The 26,442-nt window shown below is 46.3% G+C and carries 26 protein-coding genes and 1 riboswitch; of the genes, 9 read left to right on the forward strand and 17 right to left on the reverse strand.

Annotated features, from left to right (window positions below):
- Window positions 1-78: 78 nt before the first annotated feature.
- From FIU99_RS16260 to FIU99_RS16275, 4 genes are all read left to right on the forward strand, one after another.
- Window positions 79-555, forward strand: coding sequence for a YHS domain-containing (seleno)protein (locus tag FIU99_RS16260; protein WP_099609336.1), 477 nt, complete (start codon window positions 79-81; stop codon window positions 553-555).
- A gap of 224 nt (window positions 556-779) precedes the next feature.
- Window positions 780-1,547 (forward strand): winged helix-turn-helix domain-containing protein, encoded by a 768-nt coding sequence (locus FIU99_RS16265; RefSeq protein ID WP_152472375.1) that lies wholly within the window; start codon window positions 780-782, stop codon window positions 1,545-1,547.
- Complete coding sequence (locus tag FIU99_RS16270; protein WP_152472376.1) at window positions 1,544-2,005, forward strand: hypothetical protein; 462 nt, start codon at window positions 1,544-1,546, stop codon at window positions 2,003-2,005. The genes FIU99_RS16265 and FIU99_RS16270 overlap by 4 nt, the downstream gene beginning before the upstream one ends.
- A 335-nt stretch (window positions 2,006-2,340) precedes the next feature.
- Window positions 2,341-3,822, forward strand: coding sequence for an aerolysin family beta-barrel pore-forming toxin (locus tag FIU99_RS16275; RefSeq protein ID WP_019277630.1), 1,482 nt, complete (start codon window positions 2,341-2,343; stop codon window positions 3,820-3,822).
- A 67-nt stretch (window positions 3,823-3,889) separates the two neighbouring features.
- Here the strand turns inward: FIU99_RS16275 and FIU99_RS16280 are convergent, their stop codons facing one another.
- The 3 genes from FIU99_RS16280 to ftnA form a co-directional block, all read right to left on the reverse strand.
- Window positions 3,890-5,083, reverse strand: coding sequence for an NAD(P)/FAD-dependent oxidoreductase (locus FIU99_RS16280; protein ID WP_152472377.1), 1,194 nt, complete (start codon window positions 5,081-5,083; stop codon window positions 3,890-3,892).
- Between the two features lie 107 nt (window positions 5,084-5,190).
- Window positions 5,191-5,514 carry a universal stress protein UspB gene (gene uspB, locus FIU99_RS16285; protein WP_006957549.1) on the reverse strand — a complete coding sequence of 108 codons (324 nt, stop codon included), beginning with the start codon at window positions 5,512-5,514 and terminating at the stop codon, window positions 5,191-5,193.
- 74 nt (window positions 5,515-5,588) lie between these two features.
- A complete protein-coding gene (ftnA, locus tag FIU99_RS16290; protein ID WP_006957548.1) occupies window positions 5,589-6,116 on the reverse strand; it encodes a non-heme ferritin in 528 nt (175 codons plus the stop codon).
- Between the two features lie 154 nt (window positions 6,117-6,270).
- On the opposite strand from ftnA, the gene uspA reads away from it, so the two are divergent.
- Both uspA and FIU99_RS16300 read left to right on the forward strand, forming a co-directional pair.
- Window positions 6,271-6,696 carry a universal stress protein UspA gene (gene uspA, locus FIU99_RS16295; RefSeq protein WP_006957547.1) on the forward strand — a complete coding sequence of 142 codons (426 nt, stop codon included), beginning with the start codon at window positions 6,271-6,273 and terminating at the stop codon, window positions 6,694-6,696.
- A gap of 56 nt (window positions 6,697-6,752) precedes the next feature.
- On the forward strand, window positions 6,753-7,634 hold the full coding sequence (locus FIU99_RS16300; protein WP_006957546.1) for a carboxylate/amino acid/amine transporter: 882 nt from the start codon (window positions 6,753-6,755) through the stop codon (window positions 7,632-7,634).
- A gap of 35 nt (window positions 7,635-7,669) precedes the next feature.
- Here the strand turns inward: FIU99_RS16300 and FIU99_RS16305 are convergent, their stop codons facing one another.
- The 3 genes from FIU99_RS16305 to FIU99_RS16315 form a co-directional block, all read right to left on the reverse strand.
- A complete protein-coding gene (locus FIU99_RS16305; protein ID WP_065740970.1) occupies window positions 7,670-8,233 on the reverse strand; it encodes a hypothetical protein in 564 nt (187 codons plus the stop codon).
- A 101-nt stretch (window positions 8,234-8,334) separates the two neighbouring features.
- Window positions 8,335-9,114, reverse strand: a complete 780-nt coding sequence (locus tag FIU99_RS16310; RefSeq protein WP_043006565.1) for a class I SAM-dependent methyltransferase — start codon at window positions 9,112-9,114, stop codon at window positions 8,335-8,337.
- A 54-nt stretch (window positions 9,115-9,168) separates the two neighbouring features.
- The gene (locus FIU99_RS16315) at window positions 9,169-12,315 is read right to left on the reverse strand and encodes an EAL domain-containing protein (RefSeq protein ID WP_152472378.1); all 3,147 of its coding nucleotides are present in this window, start codon (window positions 12,313-12,315) and stop codon (window positions 9,169-9,171) included.
- Between the two features lie 94 nt (window positions 12,316-12,409).
- Here FIU99_RS16315 and asnC point away from each other — a divergent pair, with 94 nt between their 5' ends.
- On the forward strand, window positions 12,410-12,874 hold the full coding sequence (gene asnC, locus FIU99_RS16320) for a transcriptional regulator AsnC (RefSeq protein WP_006957542.1): 465 nt from the start codon (window positions 12,410-12,412) through the stop codon (window positions 12,872-12,874).
- A 70-nt stretch (window positions 12,875-12,944) separates the two neighbouring features.
- Here asnC and tnpA read toward each other — a convergent pair whose 3' ends face one another.
- The 3 genes from tnpA to FIU99_RS16335 all read right to left on the reverse strand — a co-directional run bounded on the left by tnpA (window position 12,945) and on the right by FIU99_RS16335 (window position 15,073).
- Complete coding sequence (tnpA, locus tag FIU99_RS16325; protein ID WP_039951144.1) at window positions 12,945-13,391, reverse strand: IS200/IS605 family transposase; 447 nt, start codon at window positions 13,389-13,391, stop codon at window positions 12,945-12,947.
- A 151-nt stretch (window positions 13,392-13,542) separates the two neighbouring features.
- Complete coding sequence (locus tag FIU99_RS16330; RefSeq protein WP_152472379.1) at window positions 13,543-13,827, reverse strand: hypothetical protein; 285 nt, start codon at window positions 13,825-13,827, stop codon at window positions 13,543-13,545.
- A gap of 85 nt (window positions 13,828-13,912) precedes the next feature.
- Window positions 13,913-15,073, reverse strand: coding sequence for a multidrug effflux MFS transporter (locus FIU99_RS16335; RefSeq protein ID WP_251768840.1), 1,161 nt, complete (start codon window positions 15,071-15,073; stop codon window positions 13,913-13,915).
- A gap of 142 nt (window positions 15,074-15,215) precedes the next feature.
- Here FIU99_RS16335 and FIU99_RS16340 point away from each other — a divergent pair, with 142 nt between their 5' ends.
- Both FIU99_RS16340 and FIU99_RS16345 read left to right on the forward strand, forming a co-directional pair.
- Window positions 15,216-16,157: a LysR family transcriptional regulator gene (locus FIU99_RS16340; RefSeq protein WP_019277623.1), complete on the forward strand. Its 942-nt coding sequence runs from the start codon at window positions 15,216-15,218 to the stop codon at window positions 16,155-16,157.
- A gap of 89 nt (window positions 16,158-16,246) precedes the next feature.
- On the forward strand, window positions 16,247-18,037 hold the full coding sequence (locus FIU99_RS16345) for an aminopeptidase P family protein (protein WP_152472381.1): 1,791 nt from the start codon (window positions 16,247-16,249) through the stop codon (window positions 18,035-18,037).
- Between the two features lie 69 nt (window positions 18,038-18,106).
- On the opposite strand, the gene thiH is transcribed toward FIU99_RS16345, so the two are convergent.
- The 8 genes from thiH to FIU99_RS16385 all read right to left on the reverse strand — a co-directional run bounded on the left by thiH (window position 18,107) and on the right by FIU99_RS16385 (window position 26,427).
- Window positions 18,107-19,219 (reverse strand): 2-iminoacetate synthase ThiH, encoded by a 1,113-nt coding sequence (gene thiH, locus FIU99_RS16350; RefSeq protein WP_006957537.1) that lies wholly within the window; start codon window positions 19,217-19,219, stop codon window positions 18,107-18,109.
- Window positions 19,220-19,237: 18 nt separating this feature from the next.
- Window positions 19,238-20,005 (reverse strand): thiazole synthase, encoded by a 768-nt coding sequence (locus FIU99_RS16355; RefSeq protein ID WP_006957536.1) that lies wholly within the window; start codon window positions 20,003-20,005, stop codon window positions 19,238-19,240.
- Window positions 20,006-20,010: 5 nt separating this feature from the next.
- The gene (gene thiS / locus FIU99_RS16360; protein WP_006957535.1) at window positions 20,011-20,220 is read right to left on the reverse strand and encodes a sulfur carrier protein ThiS; all 210 of its coding nucleotides are present in this window, start codon (window positions 20,218-20,220) and stop codon (window positions 20,011-20,013) included.
- Between the two features lie 31 nt (window positions 20,221-20,251).
- Window positions 20,252-21,007, reverse strand: a complete 756-nt coding sequence (locus FIU99_RS16365; RefSeq protein ID WP_006957534.1) for a ThiF family adenylyltransferase — start codon at window positions 21,005-21,007, stop codon at window positions 20,252-20,254.
- Entirely contained in the window at window positions 21,001-22,272 is a 1,272-nt protein-coding gene (locus FIU99_RS16370; protein WP_152472382.1) for a thiamine phosphate synthase, read from the reverse strand. The genes FIU99_RS16365 and FIU99_RS16370 overlap by 7 nt, the downstream gene beginning before the upstream one ends.
- Window positions 22,272-24,212, reverse strand: a complete 1,941-nt coding sequence (gene thiC, locus FIU99_RS16375; protein WP_006957532.1) for a phosphomethylpyrimidine synthase ThiC — start codon at window positions 24,210-24,212, stop codon at window positions 22,272-22,274. Before thiC ends, FIU99_RS16370 begins: the two co-directional genes overlap by 1 nt.
- A gap of 171 nt (window positions 24,213-24,383) precedes the next feature.
- A riboswitch (TPP riboswitch) is annotated at window positions 24,384-24,482 on the reverse strand.
- 68 nt (window positions 24,483-24,550) lie between these two features.
- Entirely contained in the window at window positions 24,551-24,934 is a 384-nt protein-coding gene (crcB, locus tag FIU99_RS16380) for a fluoride efflux transporter CrcB (protein WP_006957531.1), read from the reverse strand.
- Between the two features lie 110 nt (window positions 24,935-25,044).
- Window positions 25,045-26,427: a multicopper oxidase family protein gene (locus tag FIU99_RS16385; RefSeq protein WP_006957530.1), complete on the reverse strand. Its 1,383-nt coding sequence runs from the start codon at window positions 26,425-26,427 to the stop codon at window positions 25,045-25,047.
- Between the last annotated feature and the right edge of the window lie 15 nt (window positions 26,428-26,442).

The raw sequence follows: 26,442 nt of genomic DNA on the forward strand, positions 1-26,442 counted from the left end.
CTTTTAGTACCTCTATAGACCGGACAAGTCGACTAAATTCTTTCAGGCAAGGTAATCAAAACAGACAAGGAGCTTGCTATGTCACGCATCAAATCCACTGGTCAAAAACTCACTCTTCTGGCTGCAATGCTCGGTACCAGCTTTTCATTGATGGCAGCCGATATTGATATGAGCGTCGACCAAAACGACTTAGCGATCAAGGGATATGACCCTGTCGCTTACTTTACTGACAAAGGCGCTGTCCAAGGCAACTCACAGTTTACGGCAACGTATAAGAATGCCATTTATCACTTTGCCAGCAGCGAAAACCGCGATCAGTTTCGTGCAGACCCTCAGGCATACGCGCCTCAATACGGTGGCTATTGCGCCTTTGGGGTTGCCATGGGTAAAAAGTTTGAGACTGATCCACAAGCTTGGAAGATAGAAGACGGCAAGTTGTACCTAAATTTAGATAAGACCGTACAAAAGCGTTGGTTGGAAGACACTCAAGGCTTTATTCAGGATGCCAACGGCAATTGGCCAACAATTAAAACCGTTGCGGCTGATCAACTGTAACACGGCTGCGCCTCTATTCAGGGGCGCATCTTTTCCTTCCTGCCCACCCAAAGGATTCCCACTTTCAATCGCTTGTTCTCATTACATCAACATCAACTGTCGATTCAATGAGACAGAGCCAACAATTGATTAAAAAATATTCATGCGGTTGCATTGTCATAATAGTATATTGATCCTCTCAATAAGATTTGAGATGACAACAATAACTATAAAAAGCTGGCTGTATGATTATATTTCACTCTGTTCAGAATAAGCTTTCTAACACACAACGCGTCATTAAGATTGGTTACCGTGAAGCACAGGTTCTTGACCTGCTGCTCAAGCACTCCCCTGAAGTTGTCAAAAAGCCTGACATCATTCGACACGCTTGGGGCAGTGAATATATTGGCGAAACGTCACTCGCGAAAAGTATCAGTACGCTTAGGCAGGCCCTACTAAAACTAGGAGCCAAGGAGTCCCCGATTGTGACTGTGCCTAAAGTCGGCTACCGATTGGTCAGCCATTGTATTGAATATGCGCCCGCTGACCCGCCACCACAAGTAGACAAATCCAGCCCAGCGCCCAACCTCCCTACATCGACTGTAATATCCAGCCAGAGTGTTACATCTAACTTGTGTTTGAAAGAGTGCAAATCTCCTGTGTGTTATGTCACCGCGATTGCGCTGTTATTTGCTTCCAGCATCTTGGCATTAAGTAAGGTGCATGGCTGGCGCTGGGAAGACATTCCGAGCGATCAACATCTGGCAAGGCACACGGTCGGACAACTTCAAGTCTTCACGGAATCGGAAACTCGCCTGAGTTTACCGCTACGCCAGTTGCTCTCGCAGAATCAGTGCGATTGCGTAGTATACATAGAAAAAAACGAGCGCTTTTCAGAGCTGTCGTGGCTAGATAGGCAGCGTCGCCAGTCGATTAATGTCTTTTATGCACCGGGACAGTTAAAACAAGTCTCGGCTCAGGTAGAACGTTTTATTCAGGAGGGACAACAATGATCCCATACCTCACCTTAGTAATCGCCACAGTTATCTTTTCTATTGTCCTCAACCTGCCTTGGTCGAATCGTATTGAGGATAACCGTTACCAGCACAGCGAAATCCATATCCAACCCGACAACCAAATTTTTCGCTCTGATGGACTGACTCGGATTAAAAACAACGAAGTCGTTCACCTTGCTTCACTTCAGGATGACAAAATGGAGCAACCGATAGTGATTCGTTTTCAGGGCCAAGCGGAATCGTTCAGCCAGTTCGGCTTTTCGCTCTCTGGAATCATTAACTTACTCTCAGTACAGAAGTTAAGGCCTGTGATGAATGACGCGACCATTTCGCCATATCTACTGCTCAATGATGATCCTTACACGCTGGATATCGATATCCTCTATTCTGCCAACTGCTTTGTGATAGTCCGCGATAGACAGACCGGCCGAGCTCAACTGCTCGCCAAACGCTAAGCCTATCACTATATTCTCACCTAACATTTGTTCTTTCCCTTCGCACGGGCTTCGCCTGTGCAAGTACCTCTGCTTTTCCGCTATCTAAACGCACCACAATTTTTCTAAATCTCATCGAAGCAAGATCACAAGCTGTAAACAGTCCATGTTTGCGTTGCATGAAATAAATAGTCAAAACAATACAAAACACTGAATTTTAAAGGAAATAAAATTCAACTATTTTCAGTACTGTAAATTATATGACTATGGAAAGGTAAACCTGTTGCTTTTGACAAGCAGCCAACAATGACAACACAACATCATAAAACTAAGAAAAATCACGAAAGGAAACGTCTATGTCTACGGTGAAAAAACATGTGTTATCAGCAGCTGTTCTTTCCGTTCTGTCTGCAGGCGCGCAAGCTAAGATTTATCCTGACCAGTTAGTGCTTGATCAACTGGGTGAAGATGTCTGCCGTTCTGGCTACCGCCCGATTGACCGCTTCGAAGCATCCGAACAGAAGGACTATATTGTTTCTCGCATGGGTCAGTGGCAAATCGCTGGCTTAAAAGACAATTGGGTGATCATGGGACCTGGCTACCATGGTCAAATTAAGCAGGATAATCCCAATGGCAGTACTTGGTGTTACCCTGACGATGCATTGTCTGAAATTCCAAACTACTCCTCAAAATCCATTCCAGAAGGTGACGAGCTGGATATTCAGTATGAACTGGTAACAAACCACTCTAATTTCGTGCGTCCGTTGAGCTACCTCGCCCATTACCTCGGTTATGCTTGGGTTGGTGGCAACCATAGCCAATATGTCGGCGAGGATATGGATGTCAGACGTGAAGGCAACGGTTGGGTGATTCAAGGCAATAATGACGGTTCATGCGATGGCTATCGCTGCGATGAGAAAACCAAAATCACTGTCGATAACTTTGCCTATACCCTTAACGATAGCGATTTCTGGCACGGTACTGTGACCGAATCGGATCGCCAGCTGGTGAAAACCGTCACGGCGGTTGCTCGCAACAACAGTGACATCCCACAGCAAGTGGTAGTGGACCTAAAAGTGGATGAATCAACCAACTGGTCAAAAACCAACAGCTATGGCTTTGCTCAGAAGGTATCGACAGAAAACACCTTTAAGTGGCCTTTGGTCGGCGACACTAAGCTGACTATTACGCTCGAAGCCAATCAGAGCTTCGCCAGCACGAATGGCGGATCCACCAGCGAGCAGGTGACGCTTCAGGCAAGGCCTACGGTGCCCGCTCACTCTGAAATCCCGATTCGTGTCGAGCTTTACCGTTCCAGCATCTCTTATCCATATCGCTTTGGCGCAGATATCAGCTACGACGTCGAATTTAATGGCTTCCTGCGCTGGGGTGGCAACGCTTGGCATTCTCACCCAGACAACCGCCCTTACAAAGCACACACCTTTACAATGGGACGCGGTAGTGAAAACTCAGCAGATATCCGTTATCAATGGGATCACCGCTATATTCCAGGTGAAGTCAAATGGTGGGATTGGAGCTGGGCGATCAATGAAAATGGTTTAGGTAACATGCAGTACGCAACAGGAGCAAGCCTACGTCCGTTTTACTCTCATGTTTCCGGCGATTTCTACGCGGAATCGCAATTTGCTGGCACGATCGAAATCGGTCAAGCCACACCAATTGGCAACGCTGCACAAAGCAGCCGCGTCAAACGCTCTGCGGAAGCTCTGGTTAGTGAACATATCGGTGATATAGAAGTCACAACCAACTTTGACGCACAAGAACTTGAGGCACTTGGCTTTGGTGATGCTCAGCTGACCATCACACCAGCCAAATAACTTTGCCTGTAGCCCGAAACGCAAAACGGAAGAGCTCCCCACTCTTCCGTTTTTTTCTTGATAAGACTTATACCCACTGGCCGGCAACAAACCCTGAGCTCCAGCACCACTGGAAGTTGTACCCTCCAAGCCAACCCGTCACGTCCATCACTTCGCCGATGAAATACAGGCCTTTGACATCCTTGCACTCCATCGTTTTTGAAGACAGGTGATCGGTATCAACGCCACCTAGCGTCACTTCCGCAGTGCGGTACCCTTCCGTTCCGTTGGGCGCGATGGTCCAATTTTCTAGTTGCTGAGCAATCTGCTTCAGCTGATTCACACCAAACTGCTTGAGTGGCAGATCGGTCAACACTTTACGCTCAATCAGCACTTCTACTAAGCGCTTCGGTAAGACTTTGGCTAGGGTGTTTTTCAGGCTTTGGTTGGGGTGCTTTTCCAAAGAACGGCTCAACAAGGTATCAATGTCAGCTTCCGGTACCAGATTCACGGTCACTGCCTCGCCGGGCTTCCAGTAGGACGAAACCTGCAGGACAGAAGGGCCAGATAACCCTCGGTGAGTAAACAGCAAGGCTTCTTTGAAAGTTGTATTGTTTTGCGTGGTAATTTCGACGGGAATCGCGATACCGGATAGCTCAGCGAAATCCTCTTTATCTTCTTTGTGTAAAGTAAATGGCACTAAGCCAGCTGTCGTCGGCAACACGGGTAACCCGAACTGCTCTGCGACTTTGTAGCCAAAGGGCGTGGCACCCAGTTTTGGCATCGATAATCCGCCAGTCGCTACCACCAAGGAGTGGCATTCAATCACATCGGTATTAGCGTGCAGCTCAAAGCCCGTGTCGGTTTTTTCGATATGGTGAATGTCCTGACGATAACGTTGCTCGACCGTCGGCAAATCACACTCTGAAAGTAGCATTTTGACGATGTCTTTCGAGTCGCAATCACCAACACAAAACAGCTGACCATGATCGCGCTCTTCAAACTGGATTTCATGTTTGTAGATCATCGAGATAAAATCCCAGTTGGTGTACTGGGCCAGTGCCGATTTTACGAAATGCGGATTACTGCACAGGTAGTTTTTGGCTGAGACATCGTAGTTAGTGAAATTACAACGCCCACCACCCGAAATAAGAATCTTGCGGCCCGGTTTTTTAGCGTGATCCAGCACAAGCACTTTTCGCCCACGCTTACCCGCTTCTGCAGCACACATTAATCCTGCCGCACCTGCACCGATGACGACCACATCAAACTTTTCCGCCATGACCTTTTCTCAACCAAAATCCAATAAAAAAGGATGTGCATTTAGCACATCCTTAGCCAGTTTCGGCGCTATTCTAACCACAAATGGAACGCTTGCCAAATCACCTGTTATAAGATGAATGCCGCAAGTAAAGTTACCCCGAGTAGTGACGTAGATAGAATAAAGAGTTCTCTGACCCGTTCGCATTTGCCGGTAAACACTTCATCATGGTGATGGTGGTACTCTTTGCTCTTCAGATAATGAAACAGACGCACTTGTTTAGTGACATTACCATGAGTGGTAAAGAAGCCGTTTCCATCGACTTGCTGATAGAGCAGCGGGTGCGCTTCACGCATGATGTAGATGAGAGAACGCAGTGCAGTCAAGTATCTGGCCATGTTCACCAGAGTTACCAACATAAGCGTGAATAGAATGGTATCAGCATTGATCATCTTTTCCTCCCTACACCTTCTACCTGAAGCCCAGAAGAAAAAGACGATCTGCTTAGAGAGTCTTTCGCTGAAGTTTATTCAGCAGGGGCATCCATGATAGAAGATGAACCTTCTTTCGCTAGAGCCGCTAGGTCTTTGTCAATAAAGAACAGCGCCTTGCCGTCTTCACCAACCAACTCTAGCTTGTCTAAAATCCCTTTAAACAACTTCTCTTCCTCGTGCTGCTCAGCGACGTACCACTGCAAGAAGTTGAAAGTAGAGTAATCTTGGGATGTAAACGCTACGTGAGCCAGCGTGTTGATTTTCTGAGTAATCATCTGCTCATGCTCGTAGGTTTCACGGAAAACATCGCCTAGGCTGCCAAACTCATGTTTTGGTGCATCGATCGCACCCAGAATTGGCATCGCGCCAGTCTCGCTCACATAAGTGAATAGTCGCTGCATATGCTCCATTTCTTCTACGGCGTGTGTACGTAAAAACTCAGCAGCACCTTCGAAACCATTGTCTTCACACCAAGCACTCATTTGTAAGTATAGATTGGATGAGAAAAATTCGAGATTAATTTGCTCATTCAATTGATCAACCATTGCCTGTGAAAGCATTTATCACTCCTAATTAACTCGATGAACTTCAATGAACTATATCATTAGCCAACCATAACACTTTGACGAATGAATGTGGATCTGAGATCACTGCGGCAAAAATATTCTAACCTTAATGCTAACCTGTAATTAGACACCTAAAGGAGATAGCACTATGAGTTATCAGCATATTTTGGTTGCCGTTGACCTATCTGAAGACAGTAAGGTTTTGGTCGACAAAGCGGTGGCTCTCGCCAAACCTCTTCAGGCCGATGTCTCTTTCATTCACATCGATGTCAATTACGCCGAACTGTATACCGGGCTGATTGATATCAATCTGGCCGAGACTCAACACCAGGCGATTGAAGCCTCACAACAGCAACTACAGAGCTTTGCAGAGCATGCAAATTATCCGATCAAACATACGCTCGTAGGTAGCGGTGATTTGGGTAATGAGCTGTGCGATACCATCAAAGAGTTCAATATCGATATGGTGGTCTGTGGTCACCATCAGGATTTCTGGAGCAAACTGCTGTCTTCCACCCGACAGCTGATCAATTGCTCTCCGGTCGACATGTTGGTCGTGCCACTTAAAGACTGATCACGGCAGAGTTTTCGTATAGACTGCAGAACAGTTGTTGATAATGAGTATTAATTATGGGTTATCTATCTGCAGTCACCCTATTGTGGGCGTTCTCGTTTAGCCTGATTGGCGTTTACCTCGCTGGTCAGGTCGATTCTTGGTTCTCTGTGCTGATGCGCGTTGCGCTCGCCAGTTTGGTGTTTATTCCATTCCTTAAATTCAAAGGGATCGATAAATCGCTAATCATTAAGCTGATGACCGTAGGCGGTTTCCAGCTTGGTTTAATGTATTGCTTCTACTACCAGTCTTTTCTTTTACTCTCTGTACCGGAAGTTCTACTGTTCACCGTATTCACACCTATCTACGTCACCTTGATTTACGATTTACTCAAAGGTCGATTCTCACCTTGGTACCTAGTAACTGCCGCTATAGCGGTGGCGGGCGCAGCCTTTATTAAATTTGCAGGTATCAATGAGAACTTCCTGATCGGTTTCCTTGTTGTGCAAGGTGCTAACGTATGTTTTGCCATCGGTCAGGTGGGTTACAAATACCTGATGGAGAAGCAACCGGTTGATTTACCCCAGCATACAATCTTTGGTTATTTCTACTTAGGTGCTCTGTGTGTTGCCTTAGTGGCGTTTGCGTTGATGGGCAATATCGATAAGATGCCAACCACCAGCACGCAATGGGGCATTCTGATTTATCTAGGTCTGATCGCTTCAGGTTTCGGCTACTTTGCCTGGAACAAAGGGGCGACCATGGTGAACGCTGGCGCGCTAGCGGTGATGAACAACGCGCTGGTTCCTGCTGGGCTTATCGTCAACATAGTGATTTGGAATCGAGACGTTGACCTAACCCGCCTAGCGATTGGCGGTGCGATCATCATGCTGTCGTTGTGGATTAACGAAACCTGGGTCAAACGTAAAGTCGCCCAAGGTTATCAAGCCGCAAGCTAACAAAAAAACGCTCTCCAGTTGGAGAGCGTTTTTTATCAATGCATATTGGGTGTCGATGCCGGTTCGAACATTTCTGGTGGCAGGTTCAAGGCAGGGTTTTGACTGAGACGTGCCTTAATTTTAGCCTCGTGCTTTTGCAGTTTGTGTTGCTTCTTAGCCAGCTTCAATAGCTTCTTCTGCTGCTTGTAGTGTTTCTTAAGTGCTTTCTTAGCCTTCTTAATCGCTTTCTTATCGGACAAGTCCAGCGTCAGTTCATCGGCAGTGGCTTTGGCTTCTGTAGACACCTTAGGCTGCGCTTTCTCTTTAACCCGCTCCACCACGCGGCGCACCGCTTGGGACTTCTCTTCAGAAAGACGAGGGACTTGAGTCTCTTGAGGTGGTAAAGCTTCTGCTAACAAACCACAGGCGCGTTGTTGCTCTATAGGTTTGTTCTGGCACTGCTGAGGAGGAATAGCGGCAGGTTTGCACAAAGAGGTTTTCTCTGCTGAAGAGCGAGCACAAGAACGACAGACAAACTTAGGTGCGACCACCAAGCGATGAATTTCATTTAATCCATCGGCAATTTGCTTGCGATTCATCTTACAAAGTCGTTTAGCCATGCTACCACTCCAGCTAAGAATACGAATAATTCTTAGTATGATATACCTGCATGGTGACGATTAAGCAAGCACAAAATAACGCTGTAAAACGCAATTGAGTGCTAAGTCATTGATGCATTCACATAAACGTCAAAACGATTTTTTTTTGTCTCGATAGCCATCGCGGGCTTTTGCCCATCCAGCCATTCGGCATAGTCAGGTCTCTTAACCACCACCCTTTTGCTCGCAAGGGCTAACGCAGGTTCTAACAGCTTATCAGCATCCAGATCAGCCCCGACCAGAGACTGAAACACTCGCATTTCTTTTTTAACTAATGCGCTCTTCTTTTTGCCTTCTGGATGTGGGTACATAGGGTCTAAGTAAACCACATCAGGCTTAGTAAACTCGGCGTCGCTGGCGAGAGATTCTAGGGCGTTATGGCTAGAGGCATGAAGCAGAGACATACGCTCACTGACCCAGTATCCGATTTCTGGGTCCTGCTTCGCACGTTGAAGACCATCATCTAACAGCGCAGCCACAACAGGGTGACGTTCCACCATTTGCACTTTACACCCAAGTGAGGCCAGTACAAACGCATCACGCCCCAACCCCGCCGTACCATCGAGCACAGTTGGAGTCACACCTTTGTTCAAACCAGCTGCTTTCGCAATAGCTTGCCCTTTTCCACCTCCAAACTTGCGCCTGTGAGCCACTGCACCACCCGCTAGGTCGACGAAGATAGCGCCCAACTTAGGCTCATCGACTTTACGCAGCTCTAAGCGTTCTGCAGTCAGAACCAAAGCAAAAGCGCTTTGTTCATCGTGTGATAGCCCCCAGCGTTGAGCCAACTGATTCAGTTGCTCATTTCGGTTCGGGTCTTCACTAATGAGTTGTAGCTGCACGATAGGCTCCATAGGGGTGGTCAAATTTCTCGGGCGCCAGTGTAATGGATTTTGCTATCCGACACTACGCTTGTCAGTCAGCAGCTCATCGACCAGCTCTTCAAGTGGTTTGGGTTTGCCAATCACATAACCTTGGGCGTAATCCACTCCGAGTTCCACTAGAAGATCAATGATGCGGCTATTCTCAACGAATTCGGCAACGGTTTGTTTGCCCATCTGCTTAGCTAAATCATTGATCGAACGCACCATTAGGTGGTCGACTTCATTAACGTCGATATCGCGAACAAACAAGCCATCGATTTTCACGATGTCTACTGGCAGTTTCTTCAGGTAACCAAACGAAGAGAGGCCTGAACCAAAGTCATCCAATGCAATTTTGCAGCCCAACCGCTTAAACTGAGAGAACAGCTCTATCGCTTGATTCATGTTACTCATCGCGGCTGTTTCAGTAATTTCAAGACAGATTTTTTCACACGGTACAGGGCTGTGCTGAAGCGTATCCAGTAGGAAAGCAATAAACTCCTTATTACCCATCGAGTGGCCGGAGAGGTTAATCGAACACATACCAAGATTCGCCAACGCCTCAGGATTGGCAGCCAGCCAATCTAGGGTTTGAGTCACCACCTGCTTATCCAGCAACTGTGCGATATTGTAGCGTTCTGACGCTGGCATAAAGATACCCGGAGAAATGTATTCCCCTTCGGCATTGCGAATACGGATGAGGATCTCGAAATGCATCGGCGCATCGTCTTGACTCAAAGCCAGAATCTGCTGGGCAAACAATTCAATCCGATCATTCGCCAACGCATTGTGCACTAAGCTGACACATTCCATTTCCTGCTCACGTCGTTGCAGATCAGCATCATCCTGACAGTAAAGGTTGTAGCGGTTACGCCCTTCCTCTTTGGCGGCATGACAAGCCGTATCCGCCTGAGCATGAACCATTTGTGGAGAGTCAGCGGTATGGTCAATCAAACGGATACCAATCGAGCACGTCATATTGAGACGGATGTCATCCCAGACAAAAGGTTGCTCACTGAGTGTCATGACAATCGTATTGGCAACGTTTTTGGCATCACGCTCAGTGCAGTCTTTGAGTAGTACTGCAAACTCATCACCACCCATACGCGCCAAAATAGCGTTATAAGGCAGCACCTCTTCCAGCATGCTGGCACAGAACTGGATAGCGGTATCTCCTGCCTCATGGCCCGCAGTATCATTGAGCACTTTAAGCTGGTCGAGGTCCAAGTACAGCATAGCGTGAGTCCGGGTGTAGCTTTCTACTTCCAGTAACGATTTTGCCAGCTCCATTTCAAAATGATTTCGGTTAAACGTTCCTGTCAGCAAATCGTGACGAGCCTGATATTCCAACTGCTCTGCCAGCTTCTTAGTCTCGGTAATATCCTCACCAACAATCAGCAAATGCCCAGACTCAACCAACGGGCGAATGTTCTCGCGAACCCAGACTGCTCTTCCGTCCGCGTGACGATATTCAATTTCACGTCGCCACACGCCGCGCATCGCTTGCTTAGGTTGCAACAGAACTTGCCTTGGAGTGACTGCATCTTGATGAGAATAGAATTCACCCAACGAGTGGCCCAGTACTTGGTTCGAGGTATAGCCGAGCAGCTGTTCAGCAAAGTGATTAACCTGCTGAATACAGTTGTGGTCATCTAAGGTGATCATCATTACAGGTTGCTGGTCGTAGTAATGGCTTAGATTCGCTTCCCTTTGGTACAGCCGCGCTTCGGTAATTTTCCTTGAGGTAATATCTCGTGCTTCGAGCAGAAAATCAGCCCCCTGCCCAGTCTTAGGTAAAGGCTTAAGCGAGATTTCCAGTACAATTGAACCTTGTTCTGAGTGCCAGATTTCGGCTTCAAACTGAGTGTTTTGCTCTGATTTATCGGTGTTAAAGTAGCTTTTCAACTGCTGGGCTGCTTGATCTTCCCAATGCTGATGCTGCCAGATAGGCCGATCAACACTGAAGTCCTGATGGTAAAACAATTCCTGGAGCTTACTGTTGCTTGAAACAGTCCGTCCCTGAGCGTCTAGCAAGCCGATAAAGTGATAGCTCTGATCAAAGACCATTTCGATTAATGTCTGGCTTTCCTTGGCTAGGGTCTCGCTTTTTTTCATTCGGCTCAGGTAGTAAACCAAAACCACAATGATGACGGACAAAAGTACGACCAGACTGGCAACCGCTCGAAGTTCCTTTTGAAACCGCACTGTGAAAGGTTGAGGCTTGTTAAATAAAGTGGATATTGCTTCGCCTTCAATGCCTAATCCCCATCTCACTACTGCCTGATAATCAAGTTTAATTTCCGGAATGCCCGCCTCCACTTTAGGTAGAGTTTTCGAGGTGGAATTCAGCACTTTCAATAATTGCTGGGCGGCTTGCTGGCCTTGTGTTCTGCCACTCAAAATTACCCCGCCAACCGCTCCATGACCTAGTCCTAAATCATGTACCATATAAATTGGCGATTTAGACTCTTGATTGAGCTGCTCCCATTCATCTTCTGTTGCAACACGCCCGTTCTTGTCTCGGTAATAAACCCAAAACAAAACAGCACTGGATTTATCTAATGAAGAAGTAAATTCGATCAGTTGTTGGTACGTTTCCGGAGCCAGTTGTTCAACCATAGTTTGATACTCAGTATTGAGCGTCAGAAATTGCTCGACCTGCCGCCTGACAGCCTCACCTGTCACCGAGTGATCGCTTAAAATGTATATTGTCTCCACCTCCGGTTGAACACGTTCAATGAGCGTGACATTACTGTAGATATCAATATCTTCTACCACGCCTGTCGCTCTGAGCTGAGAATGCATCTGGGGGTTGTAGTTATTGATACCGCCAAATATCACTGGTGTCTCACCAATTTCCGGCGCTAAACGCTGCATCAGGTTAAGTGCATTATTGTCACTGACAACAATGGCAGAGAAGGTTTCCTGAGAGAATTTGGTTTGGTAGAGCTTGTAGAGTTGCTCTAGGTAGGCAGGGTTCTGTAGTCGCTTTGAATCAAGGTACACCACTCGTGTCGTGATGCTTTCTCCACGTAAAATATCTTCCAGACCATATTGGAAGGCGTCGGTCCAGAAAAAGCCCGGATGGTAGGAGTGAACAATCAATACATCTTTATCTTTAGCATGCGCATGAGAAAGGCTTGTTAAAAATACAGCTAGAAGAATCAGACAAAAGCGCACTAAAATAGCTCTCAGATAAAGTTAGCGATTAGTTTAATAGTATCACTGTTGTTGATATTTTAAACTAAAGACATAGCGTTAAGTAGAGATGAAGATGCAAGCTCACAACACCAAGCTCGACGACCTCGACCGTGCCATTTTAAAAACTCTGATGGAAGATGCCCGAACGCCTTATGCTGAAATGGCTAAGCAGTTTGAAGTCAGCCCAGCCACGATTCATGTGCGCATTGAAAAGATGAAAGCCGCGGACATTATTCAGGGAACAGAAGTGATCGTCGATACTAAAAAGCTGGGCTATGACGTGTGCTGCTTTATCGGTATTAACCTCAATGCCGCGCGTGACTATCACTCCGCTCTAGAAAAGCTTAACGCATTGGAAGAAGTGGTTGAGGCCTATTACACCACAGGTGCATACAATATTTTCGTTAAGCTGATGTGCCGCTCGATTGAAGAACTACAGTTTGTGCTAATTGATAAGCTTCAGGCGATTGATGAAGTGCAATCGACTGAGACTCTTATCTCCTTACAAAACCCAATCAATCGAAACGTTAATCCGTAATAAATTATCCAGTAAAAATCCACCTGCATAGCAGGTGGCTTTGGTTGGCCCCCTATAAGGGGGCTCACTGCTATTTATCTAACCCTAGAAGCATTTGTCGCTCCTCTTCTTCTTTCCCCACACGATCTTGGTGCCTGACGTATCTACGTATAATTTCCTCGTTCATCCCTACCGAATCAACAAAGTAACCTCGTTGCCAGAACTTATTACCCCAGAGCTTTTTCTTTCTCAAATACGGAAATTTGTTAAACAACCTAATCGCTGTACGACCTTTAACAAACCCCATGTAATTTGAGATACTCATGCTCGGCGGAAGCCTCACGACTAAATGGACATGATCAATTTGGACGTTAAGCTCGACAACCTTGCATTTCTTCATATTGCTGTAAACGTAGATACTTCGATACAGCTCTTTGCCTAAATTTCCTTTCAGAATCTTTAGTCGATATTTAGGTGTCCAAACAATATGATATTGGCACCGATGATAAACGTGTGAAGCGGATTCATATCTGCTCATGTTCGTTATTTCCTTCATTTGTTGGTTGCAAACGAGGACATCTTGAACATGAGCGTTCTTCGGGCAAAGCCCAAAAGAACGATCACCACCTTCTAAAGAAGGTGGTTTAGGGCCAGAAAATAAAAAGGCCCGCATGATGCGGGCCTTTCTATTATTGTGATTCCAGGTACTTCTTAAGCTCTTCAGCTGAGATGCCCTGCTCGGCAATGGTTTTAGCAATCGAGGCAATTTCTTCCCCTTTGCGATCTTCAACGACTTGCTGAAACTGGTAAACGATGTCACGCAACATATGAAGTGGGACTTGTTTCGCCGCACTACGAATGCGCTCACCACTTTGGTTACCCAGCTCGTTTAATAGTTTTCCAAACATAACTTTTTCCGGAGCATCTTCCAGTTGCTCCAGTACACGAGCCATTTCGTAAGTTGTCATCGACATCGAGGTTTAGCATCCACAATAGTTATTAGAAGTGAAGGTCAAATATACAATGTTTTTTTAGTCGTTCAAAGCAATTAGACAAAACTTACGCAATTGCCGCATGCCATTTTTTACCAGCTTTACTCATCAGTACAAAAATACCCGGTACGATGATAAACATTTGCACAGCGATCATCACCTGAGGCTCCATACCTAAACGCTGCACTGTACCTACGACCAGCCCTGAGCCGCTCATCTGGAAAAGACCCAATAACGCCGCAGCCGTGCCCGCTTTGTCACCAAACGGAGCCAATGCCTTACCAGCAGCTGCACCTAGCACCCATGCGAAACCGACTGAAGACAAAAAGATTGGCAACATGAAGGCCAGTGCCGATTGCTGCTGTGCCATCACCAACATCACAACGCCACCTAGGCCAAGGGTCATGATTCCTACAACTAGTGTTTTATGCGTACCATACTTATCCATAAATTTAGGCGCGGTCATACAAGCCGCAATGTTAATCACGGCGTTGATACCAAACCACAGAGTAAACTCGTTCATGCTCAGACCCAGGTTCTCCATCAACACCACTGGCGCTGATGTTACGTAAGCAAGAATCACGGCCATCGCGAGCATACACAGCGAAGCATGAAAGATGAACGAAGGTGTTTTGAGCACCGCCATATAACGACTAGGACGAAAAACTGGTTCTTTGCTCGGTGCAGGATTGGTTTCTTTCATTCCGATGCACATCGCAACCAAAGCCACCATGGCAAAGCCTGCCATAAACGAGAAGTTTGAGCGCCAACCGAATTGCTGTGTAAGCCAGCTGCCCAAGATAGGCGCCAGTGCAGGAATAAAGCAAATTGCACCATTCAGATAGCTGATCATCTTGCCACTTTTCTGCGGCCCAAAAATATCGCGAACTGTTGCAAAGGCTGCTACCGATGTCGCGCACGCACCTAAGCCTTGCAGCAGCCTAGCAGCTAGCATCCATTCAATGTTTTGAGCACCCCACGCCAATAAGGCACTCAATGCGTAGATACTAATACCACCCAATGCAACAGTTCGACGTCCTACTTTGTCTGCCAATGGACCGGCAAATAGTTGACCGACACCCATAGCGAACAAAAACCATGTAATCGTATCTTGTGCAAGTGCGTGTTCCACGTGAAACGCCTGAGAAATCTGAGGTAAAGCAGGCAGATAGATATCAATTGCCAAGGGGCTGAATAGCACCAACAAGGTGAGCAACACCATTTGCATTTTACCGTGATTTTGTTGATAAGCAGTTTGCACGAAGAAGACTCCCGCCAAGAATTGATGAAATTGTTTGCAGTGTAAGCTAGTCTAGATATGACATCCAATGACACTTTATCATTAAAGATATTCCCCTAAGGAATTTCATGTGCATATAGAAAAACTCGCCCGTCTCGACCTCAATCTTTTAGTTTGCCTCAAAGTGCTTGCTGAAGAACTTAATGTTACTCGCGCCGCACATCGATTGTGTTTAAGCCAGTCGGCGGTCAGTAAAAGCCTCGCCAAGTTACGCATACAGTTTGAAGACCCGCTGTTTGTTCGCCACGCTCATGGGCTAAAACCGACACCGAAAACACTGTTCCTAAAACCCAAACTGGATAGCCTAATTAACCATTTGGAACAAATTACTCAGCCCGAGCAATTCGCACCAGACTCGAGTGATCACAAGTTCCAAATTGCCGCTGTAGAAAGTGTTTATCCGTTAATCCTGCCCCATTTCTTGCCGGAGATTTTTAAGCGGGCCCCGGGCGTCACCATCAGCACACATTCGTGGGCAGACCAAACCTTTAAGCAGATTCAACGTGGCGAAATTGACCTTGGTATCACGGGGAAGGACATTGATATCAATGATGCTAAATTGACTATGTTACCGCCCAACGACATCTGTGAGCAGGAAATCTATCGCGACAATCAAATGTGCCTGTTACGCCACAACCACCCGATTCTCTCGGGTAGCTGGAATCTTGATACTTATCTTGAGCAAAGGCATGTTCAGGTTCGCTGTGATGGTAATGATCGCTGGTTATTGGATTACAGGCTGGCTGACATAGGTAAAGAGCGTGATATTGCCATCACAGTACCAGACTTTAATAGCGCAGCCAGCCTCTGTTCCTATACCGATTTCATCTTCACAGCGCCTAGTCATTTCGTGAAATTATCGTCCAAACAACTAGGCCTCACTGTATTGCCTCTACCACTGGAATTCCCTCCGATGGCCTACACCTTGTTCTGGCATAGAGACAGAGAAAATGATCCTGCGTTGTCTTGGTTACGTCGAATAATTAAAGACAAAACCACAGCATTGAGATGATTTGCAGGCTGACGGTAAAAGGAGTAGCTTATTGCCACATCGTCCGCTTTTTAGAAAGGACGCGTGAATAAATGATAAAGGATTAATAGATGCTTACCACTACTGAACAACGTTTGGCGGCCATTCGTGAATGGCTGGTTCAGCACAATATTGATGCGTTGCTCATCCCACATGAAGATGAGTACTTAGGCGAATATGTGCCCGCTCATAACGAACGCTTGCACTGGTTGACGGGCTTTACTGGTTCTGCGGGTGCAGCAGTAATTACACAAGACAAAGCAGCGATGTTTGTCGATGGCCGCTACACCGTTCAGGTGACCAAAGAAGTGCCAGCCGATCTATTCGAGTATCGTCACTTGATCGAAGAACCTGCTTTGGATTGGTTGAAAGGCCAGCTTTCTCAGGGCCAAACGGTCGCGATAGACCCAAGAATGCACAATTCCGCTTGGCTAACGATGGCACAATCAAAGCTTTCAGGTTCACTGGAACTAAAAGTACTTGCTAGTAACCCTATCGACGAACTATGGCATGACCGCCCTGCTCCCGTCGTTTCAGACGTACGTCTGATGGCGACAGAAGCCGTGGGGCAATCATGCGAGTCTAAGCGAAAAGAGATTGCCCAGTTAGTTGCTCAGGCAGGCGCCGATAGTGCGGTAATAACCGCTTTGGATTCCGTCTGTTGGCTACTTAACGTGCGCGGTTTAGATGTATCTCGTCTTCCTGTTTTGTTATCACATGTCATTCTCCATGCCGATTCAACTTTGGAATATTTCCTAGACCCTACTCGCTTACCTGAAGGTTTCGCTCAGCACGTAGGTGAAGGCGTAAGTGTGCATCACCCAGAAGCCCTACAAACGCGCCTCGAAGCTTTGTCAGGAAAAAGTGTCTTAGTCGATCCAACAACAAGCAACGCATGGTTTAAGTTAGTACTTCAGAACAGTGGTGCTAGCGTTGTAAGTGCTGCCGATCCATGTCTTATGCCAAAAGCAGCGAAAAACGCTGTTGAAATTGCTGGTATGAAAGCATGTCATATTCGTGATGGCGTAGCGATGAGTCAGTTTTTGTGTTGGCTAGATGATGAAGTAGCAAATGAAAGACTGCATGATGAAGCTACTTTGTCAGACAAGCTGGAATCATTCCGCAGGCAAGATCCAACCTTGATGGATCTTAGCTTTGATACTATTTCCGCAGCAGGCGGTAACGCAGCCATGTGTCACTATAATCATGAGAATCAACCTGAGCCTGGTAAGCTAGAACTCAATACACTTTATCTAGTCGACTCTGGCGGTCAGTATCTCGATGGCACTACCGATATCACCCGAACTATTGCTATCGGTCAACCAAGCGACGAAATGATTAAGCAGTTCACGCTTGCACTGAAAGGCCATATTGGTGTTGCTCGCGCCCGTTTCCCGAAAGGTACACGTGGTTATCAGGTTGATACACTAGCGCGCCAACATTTGTGGGCCGAGGGATTTGATTATGACCACGGCACTGGCCACGGTGTTGGCCACTTCCTAAACGTCCATGAAGGCCCCGCCAGTATATCGAAACGACAGATCGATGTTCCTTTAGTAGAAGGCATGGTGCTTTCAAACGAGCCGGGCTATTACCGCGCTGATGCTTTTGGTATTCGTATCGAAAACCTTGAGCTGGTCGTAGAAACAAAAACTAATGGTGACTTCCCAGTCCTTTGCTTCGAGTCCCTGACTCGTTGTCCTATAGATACTAGAAACATCAATGTCGATATGTTGACTAAGCCAGAATTGAATTGGGTAAATGAATATCACCAGAAAGTTTGGAACGATATCAGCCCATTAGTAGAAGGCGATGTCAAAGCCTGGTTGGAAACAGCCACTCAGCCAATAGCGCATAGCTGATCGCTATTTTTCTAGAAATAAAAAAGCTCTCCTATGGAGAGCTTTCTTTGATGTTTCACGTGAAACATATCAGCCTGAGTATGCTGAATGCCAGTCTTTCCAAACCGGGTCAAACCCTTTTGCTCGAATCATCGCCTCTACCGAGCTCGCACTTCTTTCATCACTTATCTCAAACTGTTCTAATTCAGCTTCATCATTTGCATAACCACCGGGTTGAGTCTTCGACGCGGCAGACATTGATGTCACACCAAGGGGTAATACATTGTCTCTAAATTCAGGTGACTCGCGAGTAGACAACGAAAGTTCCACTTCAGGGTTTAGTAAGCGAAACGCACAAATCAACTGGACTAGTTGCTTGTCTGTCATCACCGACTTAGGTTGAAGCGCTCCCTCACAAGGTCTTAGACGAGGGAAAGAGATCGAGTAACGTGTTTGCCAATAGGTACGTTCAAGATAATCGAGATGGGTTGCAACATAAAAGCAGTCAGTCCTCCACTCTTCTAGCCCTATAAGCGCACCAATTCCAATCTTATCAATACCTGCTTTTGCTAATCGATCCGGTGTTTCTAAGCGATACTCAAAATCCGTTTTGTTGCCACGCAGATGATGTTCCGCATACGTCGAAGGGTGATAAGTTTCCTGATACACCATGACAGCATCGAGACCTAATGTTTTGAGCTCTGCATACTGGTCTTGATCGAGCGGCTGCACTTCCATCGCTAAGTAATTAAATTTTTCTTTAATGATGGGCAACATCTCGCGGAAATATTTCATCCCGACTTTAGTTTCATGCTCACCAGTGACTAGAAGCACGCTATCAAACTTCATGCGTTTAATGGCTTCAACCTCGGCTTCTATTTCATCCTTATTCAATGTTCGGCGTTTAATACGATTCTCCATTGAAAAACCACAATAGGTACAAGCATTCGCACACAGGTTTGATAAGTACAGAGGAATGTACAATGAAAGCGTATTGCCAAATCGCTTTCTAGTTAACGCGTATGATAGCTGCGCCATTTGTTCCAAGTAAGGTTCAGCTGCTGGTGAGAGTAGCGCCTTGAAATCTTCTAGATCTCGTTTGGGTTTCGCTAGCGCTCGCTCAACATCCTTAGCTGTCTTGGCATAAATTGACATCGAAATGTCATCCCAATTCAGCTTTTTGAATTGATCAACGAAAGTCATTCTCAATACCTACTTTAACTACAGTTCATCGAGAAAAGACGTCAACGGACTTGATGCAACCGCGTGAGATACCTGGCCAGCTAAACCGGCCTCATACGCCATTCGCCCAGATTCAACGGCCATTTTAAATGCAGTCGCCATCGCAACCGGGTCGGCAGCTGCTGCAATCGCAGTATTGACCAATACGGCGTCTGCACCCATTTCCATCGCACGCGCAGCATGAGAAGGCGCGCCAATACCAGCATCGACGACAACGGGAACGTTAGCTTGGTCAATAATGATCTCAAGAAAATCATGCGATGCTATGCCCTTATTTGAGCCAATTGGAGCTCCTAAAGGCATTACTGCTGCACATCCCACCTCTTCCAATCGCTTACACAAAACAGGATCTGCATGACAGTAAGGCAGTACCGTAAATCCATCTTTGACCAGTTGCTCTGCTGCCGCTAAAGTTTCTATCGGATCAGGCATTAGATACTTAGGGTCTGGATGAATCTCGAGTTTGAGCCAATTGGTACCCAGAGCCTCTCTTGCTAAATGCGCAGCAAATACTGCGTCTTTGGCATTTTTCGCCCCTGAAGTGTTAGGCAATAAATGCACTCCTGCTTCAATTAAAGGCTGAAGAATGTCATCTTGTTGATCGTATATATCAACACGCTTCAACGCCATGGTGGCCAATTGTGAGCCCGACGCCTTAATCGCCTGTTCCATTAGAAATTTGTTGGCAAACTTTCCAGTGCCCGTAAACAGTCGTGACTTGAATTCTCTGTCTGCAATCTTAAGCATCGTTGTTACCCTCCAGCAATGGCTTGAAAAAGTGAAATCGCATCGCCTTCATTCAGGCAAGTGGTTGGCCAATCACTACGTGGCACAACGGTATTGTTAATAGCAAACACGCATCCGACTTCAGGCAGTGAAAACTGCTGAATGATGTTTTCTAGGCTCGCGCCTGCGCTGATACGCTGAGACTGTTCGTTGATGATTATGTGTATCTCGCTCATTGCTTCACTTCTTGATTATGTAATTTGGTTGTCATTGACTGCACACCGAACACTGCTGGTCGCGCGCAATCGTCATCACTTGCCAGTTAAGTTTTAGTCCGTTGAATAAGTGCAATTGGCCAACAGGAAAATCAAAATGCCCTAATGCCAATTTCTGTAATGTCGCTAATGCTTGATAGTTGCCTAAAGTGCCTACGACAGGACCTAAGATCCCATTTTCACTGCATTTGCTAGGCTGACTTAGCTCATCAAAGGGGTAGAGACAGCGATAACATCCTGACTCTTTGCTCGATGAATAATCGAATACAGCAAATTGTCCTTGCCAACCAATAGCGGCAGCAGAAACAAGCGGCTTACTCTGTTGGTAGCAGACTAAGTTGATCAACTGACGCGTTTGAATATTGTCGGTACAATCCAACACCACATCCGCTAACATCACTTCTAGCGCTAATTGAGATGCTGATAGCCGCTTTCCGATGGTGCGTATTTGCACACCAGAGTTAAGCTGGTTTAACTGTTGGCGCATAGCCTCAGTTTTTGCTTTATCGAGATTGTTCTCGCGATAGACAATTTGACGTTGCAGATTACTAGTATCAACATCATCATCGTCGACCAGCACCATTCGGCCCACTCCAGCTGCAGCTAAATACAGACTCGCTGCACTACCTAATCCACCGCAGCCAATAATCAAAACATGCGATTGAGTAATCTTTTCCTGCCCGCATTCGCCAATTTCCGGCAGTGAAATCTGCCTTTGATAACGTAAGAAATCTCGGTCGCTTAGCATGCCGATACCTCATTCGAAACATCATTACTAATATTTTGCCGCTCATCGGTAGTTAACCGAGTAAAGAATTCAACAGCTTGTTCCAGCAAAGGTGCTTGAGTGATAGCGCTCACCAACGCCAAACTAGTAACGCCACAGTTCCAAACTAGATGCGCATTGGATTGCGTGATACCACCAATCGCAACAGTAGGTACGCCTGTTGAATTTAGATAAGGCATGGTATTGACCAGCTTTTGATAGAGAGCAAGTTTCACTAGCCCTTGAGGGTTGGTTGCGATTTGTTTCGTCTGGGTAGGAAATATGTGCCCCAAAGCGAGATAGCTTGGATTGGTCTGTGCCACTCGAAGCAACTCATAATAACCATGGGTCGATAACCCTAAACGCAAACTGGATTTAGCTAATTCAGCTAAGTTGCTTTCCTCAATATCCTCTTGGCCTAGATGAACACCATAAGCTTGATGCTTAATTGCTAGACGCCAATGATCGTTGATAAAGACCTGAGCGTCATATCTGCGACCAAGTACAACTGCATCTTCAATTTGTTGCTCCAAATCATCTGACAGTGGATCTTTAATTCTTAACTGAACGGTTTTGACACCACTCTCTAAAAGCGTCTTGACCCATTCAACGTTATCAACAACTGGGTACAACCCTAAATCACATTTAGATACGGTGGGAAATGCCAATTGGTTACCTGATTTAATCCAGCCAGCGCTAATCCCTAGTCGGTGATCTTCGAGAACAGGGGATGGAAAATCGATAATGTTCTCTGCCCATGTTTCACGTGAAACATTCGCCATGGCTCGTGCAAGTGTAAGAGCATCTTCAAACGTAAACGCCAAGCTGATTAGGGTGACAACCCATGCAAAGTGACGTTTACGATCAAGCTCTGATTGATTGACTGAACTCGCTAACGCACATATTTGCTCACGACTAGGGTCTAGCCAAATATCTAGAACCTGATTTACATCCAAGACATTAATGTAAACGTGAGATGAAGCTATTATGGGCCTAGATGGCTCGATAGTGATACCAGAGTAATACTCGATAAAGAACGTACGTTCATCGCCCACCACGCCGGACTCAACTAAATCTGTAGCCAGCTTTGTCCATTCTGAGCCATGAGATATATGAACTGTTTGAGCTGGGCTGACGCCCAGCTCAATGTTTTCTATCTCGAAGCCTTTTTCCTTGGCCAGCTGTAAGCATTGCTCAATTTCAGGTTTGACCTCAGCCAACGCTGTAGGAATAAGGATCGTTGCCATTACTCCTCCGTTACAGCCGTAGCAGCGGGATGGTAGAGCTCTGAGCCTGTGTCACGAAACTCCTTCGATTTCTGACGCATTCCTTCAAGTGGATCATCCAACATTTTGACACTGATCGCTTGGTCCGCTGCTACTTGCTCGGTATCTTTGGCGTATTCACGCACTTCTTGTGAGATCTTCATTGAGCAGAATTTTGGACCACACATAGAGCAGAAATGGGCAACCTTACCGGATTCTTGGGGCAGGGTTTCATCATGGAAAGCACGGGCGGTATCAGGATCGAGCGCAAGGTTAAACTGGTCTTCCCAACGGAACTCAAATCGTGCTTTTGACAGTGCATTGTCGCGCACTTGTGCCCCAGGGTGCCCCTTAGCTAAGTCGGCAGCGTGCGCGGCAAGTTTATAGGTAATCAGTCCAGTTTTTACATCTTCTTTATTAGGCAAACCTAAGTGTTCTTTTGGGGTCACATAACACAGCATCGCACACCCGTACCAACCGATCATCGCCGCACCAATACCTGAGGTAATGTGGTCATAGCCAGGAGCAATATCTGTGGTTAGAGGGCCGAGCGTATAGAAAGGGGCTTCATGGCAATGCTCTAGCTGCTCTTCCATGTTCTCTTTAATCATATGCATTGGCACATGCCCTGGGCCTTCAATGATCACCTGAACATCATACTCCCACGCGATCTTTGTAAGTTCTCCAAGGGTGCGTAATTCTGCAAACTGGGCTTCATCATTTGCATCAGCTACAGAGCCAGGACGCAGGCCATCACCAAGCGATAACGCCACATCGTATTTAGCACAGATTTCACAAATCTCGCGGAAGTTGGTATAGAGGAAGCTTTCCTGATGATGAGCAAGACACCATTTAGCAATGATAGAGCCACCGCGTGAGACAATGCCTGTCACACGTTTGGCTGTCATAGGTACATAGCGAAGGAGTAAGCCTGCATGGATGGTAAAGTAATCCACGCCCTGCTCCGCTTGCTCAATTAAGGTGTCACGCATTACCTCCCAATTGAGATTTTCGGCAATGCCGTTCACTTTCTCCAATGCCTGATACATAGGTACTGTACCAATTGGGACAGGGCTATTACGCAGAATCCATTCGCGAGTCTCGTGAATGTTACGACCAGTAGACAGGTCCATCACTGTATCGCCACCCCAACGTGTCGACCAAACCAGCTTTTCAACTTCTTCCTCAATGGATGAGGTCACAGAGGAATTACCAATGTTGGCATTTACCTTCACAAGAAAGTTACGGCCAATGATCATAGGCTCAGATTCTGGGTGATTGATGTTTGAGGGGATAATGGCGCGACCTTCGGCGACTTCTTTTCGCACGAATTCGGCGCTGATTTCATCGGGAAGATTGGCACCAAAACTTTGCCCTGGATGCTGCTGATTAAGAACCTGATCGCGATACTTTGCGCGGCCCATATTTTCGCGTAACGCAATATACTCCATCTCAGGTGTTATAATGCCTTTGCGTGCATAGTGCAGCTGAGTAACACATTGGCCATCTTTCGCACGACGGATGCGTGGCAGATTGCCATATCGAAGCTCATCGAGCGTTTCATCTTCCAGTCTCTGTTTGGTGTACACAGAGCTGACATCATCGAGTACTTCTGTATCGCTGCGCTCTTCTATCCACTCCTCTCTCAGCTTAGGTAAACCGCTGTACAGGTCTATTGTATGAGTAGGGTCGGTATAGACGCCTGAAGTATCATAGACGCGTACTGGCTCATTTGGCTCGAAAACTGGAGAGTCTTTGGTACCCCCAATTAAGCTATCTGCGAGAGATATTTCGCGCATCGGGACACGAATATCGGGGCGTGAACCCTCTACATATACTTTGTGCGAATTTGGGTACGGTTGTACCGAAAGAGAATCAATGAACTGTTTTGCTTCCAGTCTCGCTTGCTTGCGACTCGACATAGCATTTTTCCTTGCTTTGTTATTCTAGATAAAAAGATTTTGGATAAAAATGCTTGGCGGATAGATGCGACAAGAGGAGTCAAAATACAGGTGATGCGACTAGAGTGTTAACTAATGATCACCGAAACAACTTCGACTATTTGATAGATGCACCCAGAGAGAATTCTGGTGTAGGTATCGTCTCTTGTTCCCTTCGCAGGTGTTAGCCTGATCAGGTTCAACGGATCCCGAATTAACGGTCTCAGCCTTATGGCACTCCGACAAGTAAAATCAGTATATAAAAACGGCCTGGTGAAACCAAGCCGAGTTGTCTATTTTTAGAACAATTTTATCAAGTATTAGCTTTTGATCAGAATTTGAAACCCTATCCAAGCCGCCGATATGCTCAAGACAACATTGAGCAGTACATTTAGCCCCATCTTGAAAAATGCACCTTGCTGCATAAGAAGTACATTATCCATTGAAAAGGTTGAGAAGGTAGTCAGCGCGCCAAGGAAGCCTAGGCCGATGATCTGACGCCATGGTTCGGTGGCCAACATTTCATTTTCAAATGCGGCAATCAACAAGCCCATAATAAATGAACCCACAACGTTGACCGTCAGCGTACCATAGGGGAAACCTCGCCCGAGCAATACCACACACAATTCTGAAACCAAGTATCGCGAGCATGCACCAAAAGCACCACCTAATGCGATAAATCCAAGTATAGAAAGTTGTCCCATGGTTCCTCCTGTCAAATTCTGCCGTATTGTATCTGGAATAAGGCTATTTTCGAATCAAAATCGCAACACATTGTCTCAAATTAATTTTGAGATTTAAAAAGTTACAGGAGTCACTTTACTTCGATGTAACCCATTAGTCCGGTTTTCATGTGTTCAATCACGTGGCAGTGATACATCCAGCGTCCTGGGTTATCTGCAACAAACGCCGCTTTGGCTCTACCGTTTTTACCTAGCAGTACGGTATCGGTATGGAACGGTTCTGCAATCTTTTTACCGTCCATTTCTAGAACTGTGAATGTATGACCGTGAATATGAATCGGGTGGTGATATTGGGTAACGTTCTTTAAATCAAATATATAAGTTTTACCGTACTCGAGCGTCGCCAACGGAGCCGGGATATTATCTTTACTCATTCCTTCCCACGCTCGCTTGTTGGTTAGCCAGAATTTAGGCATAGCTTTGCCATCTTTACTCGTTGGAGTAACAGCTCCTTCCCACTCAAAAACAAAGTCAATTTCCTCAGCATTAGCCAAATCAAGCTGCGGCACTGGGTTCAATGGTAATTCGGGCAACGCTTGAGACTCAGGTAAAGAAGATTCGACAACTTCGAATTCACACAGAGGAAATGGGAAACGCCCCTTCATTTGACGAACATAGACACGCTCACCAGCTTGAGGAGCGATAAGACCTATATCAACCCTCATTCCTGGGCCAATTTTATGCTGAGATAGCTTATAGGGCGTTTTAACAGGGTTACCATCGATAGCGATGACCCATGCCTCAGCACCTTCCACTGCAATCGGGTAAGTAATGGTATTGTCGACGTTCGCGATTCGCAACCGTGTGGTCGCTCTGGCCTTCAATTGGTAAATCGGCTCATGCACACCGTTCACACTACTCCACTCCCCTGGAGTACCCATTCGCGCACTCATACGCGGGATCATTAAGTCTTTCCACTGGCCTTGCTTGTCTAGGTGCCAGTGTTTAAGCATCAACTCATGTTCCTCTTCGAAGATAACGGGCTGGCTTTCTTCAACAATGATCAGCCCAACTAACCCCATTCCAAGCTGCTTAACACTGTTCATATGTGGGTGGTACCAGAATGTGCCGGCATCAGGTGGTGTAAATTCATAGCTGAAGGTCTCACCTGGCATGATAGGAGGCTGGCTAAGGAATGGGACGCCATCCATTTCAATCGGAATTCTCAGGCCATGCCAATGGATAGTAGTCGGCTCTGATAGCATATTAGTGAATCTTATGATGACGGGCTCACCCTGACGACAACGAATCGTAGGGGCGGGAATCTGCCCATTGAATCCAAGCACTTGGGTTTCATAGCCAGGCACCAATTCTGCCGTAGCAGGTTCAGCCGTAATATCGTAGATATAACGGCCCTGAGGATCGGTTGAACGATTGACTGAGCAAGCAGGTAAAACACTGAGTGCCGAAATGGCGAGTGAGGATTGCAGGAAGCGACGACGAGAAATTTCCATATTCTGATAACTTTT

Source organism: Vibrio sp. THAF64 (genome assembly GCF_009363455.1).
Lineage (GTDB): Bacteria > Pseudomonadota > Gammaproteobacteria > Enterobacterales > Vibrionaceae > Vibrio > Vibrio coralliilyticus.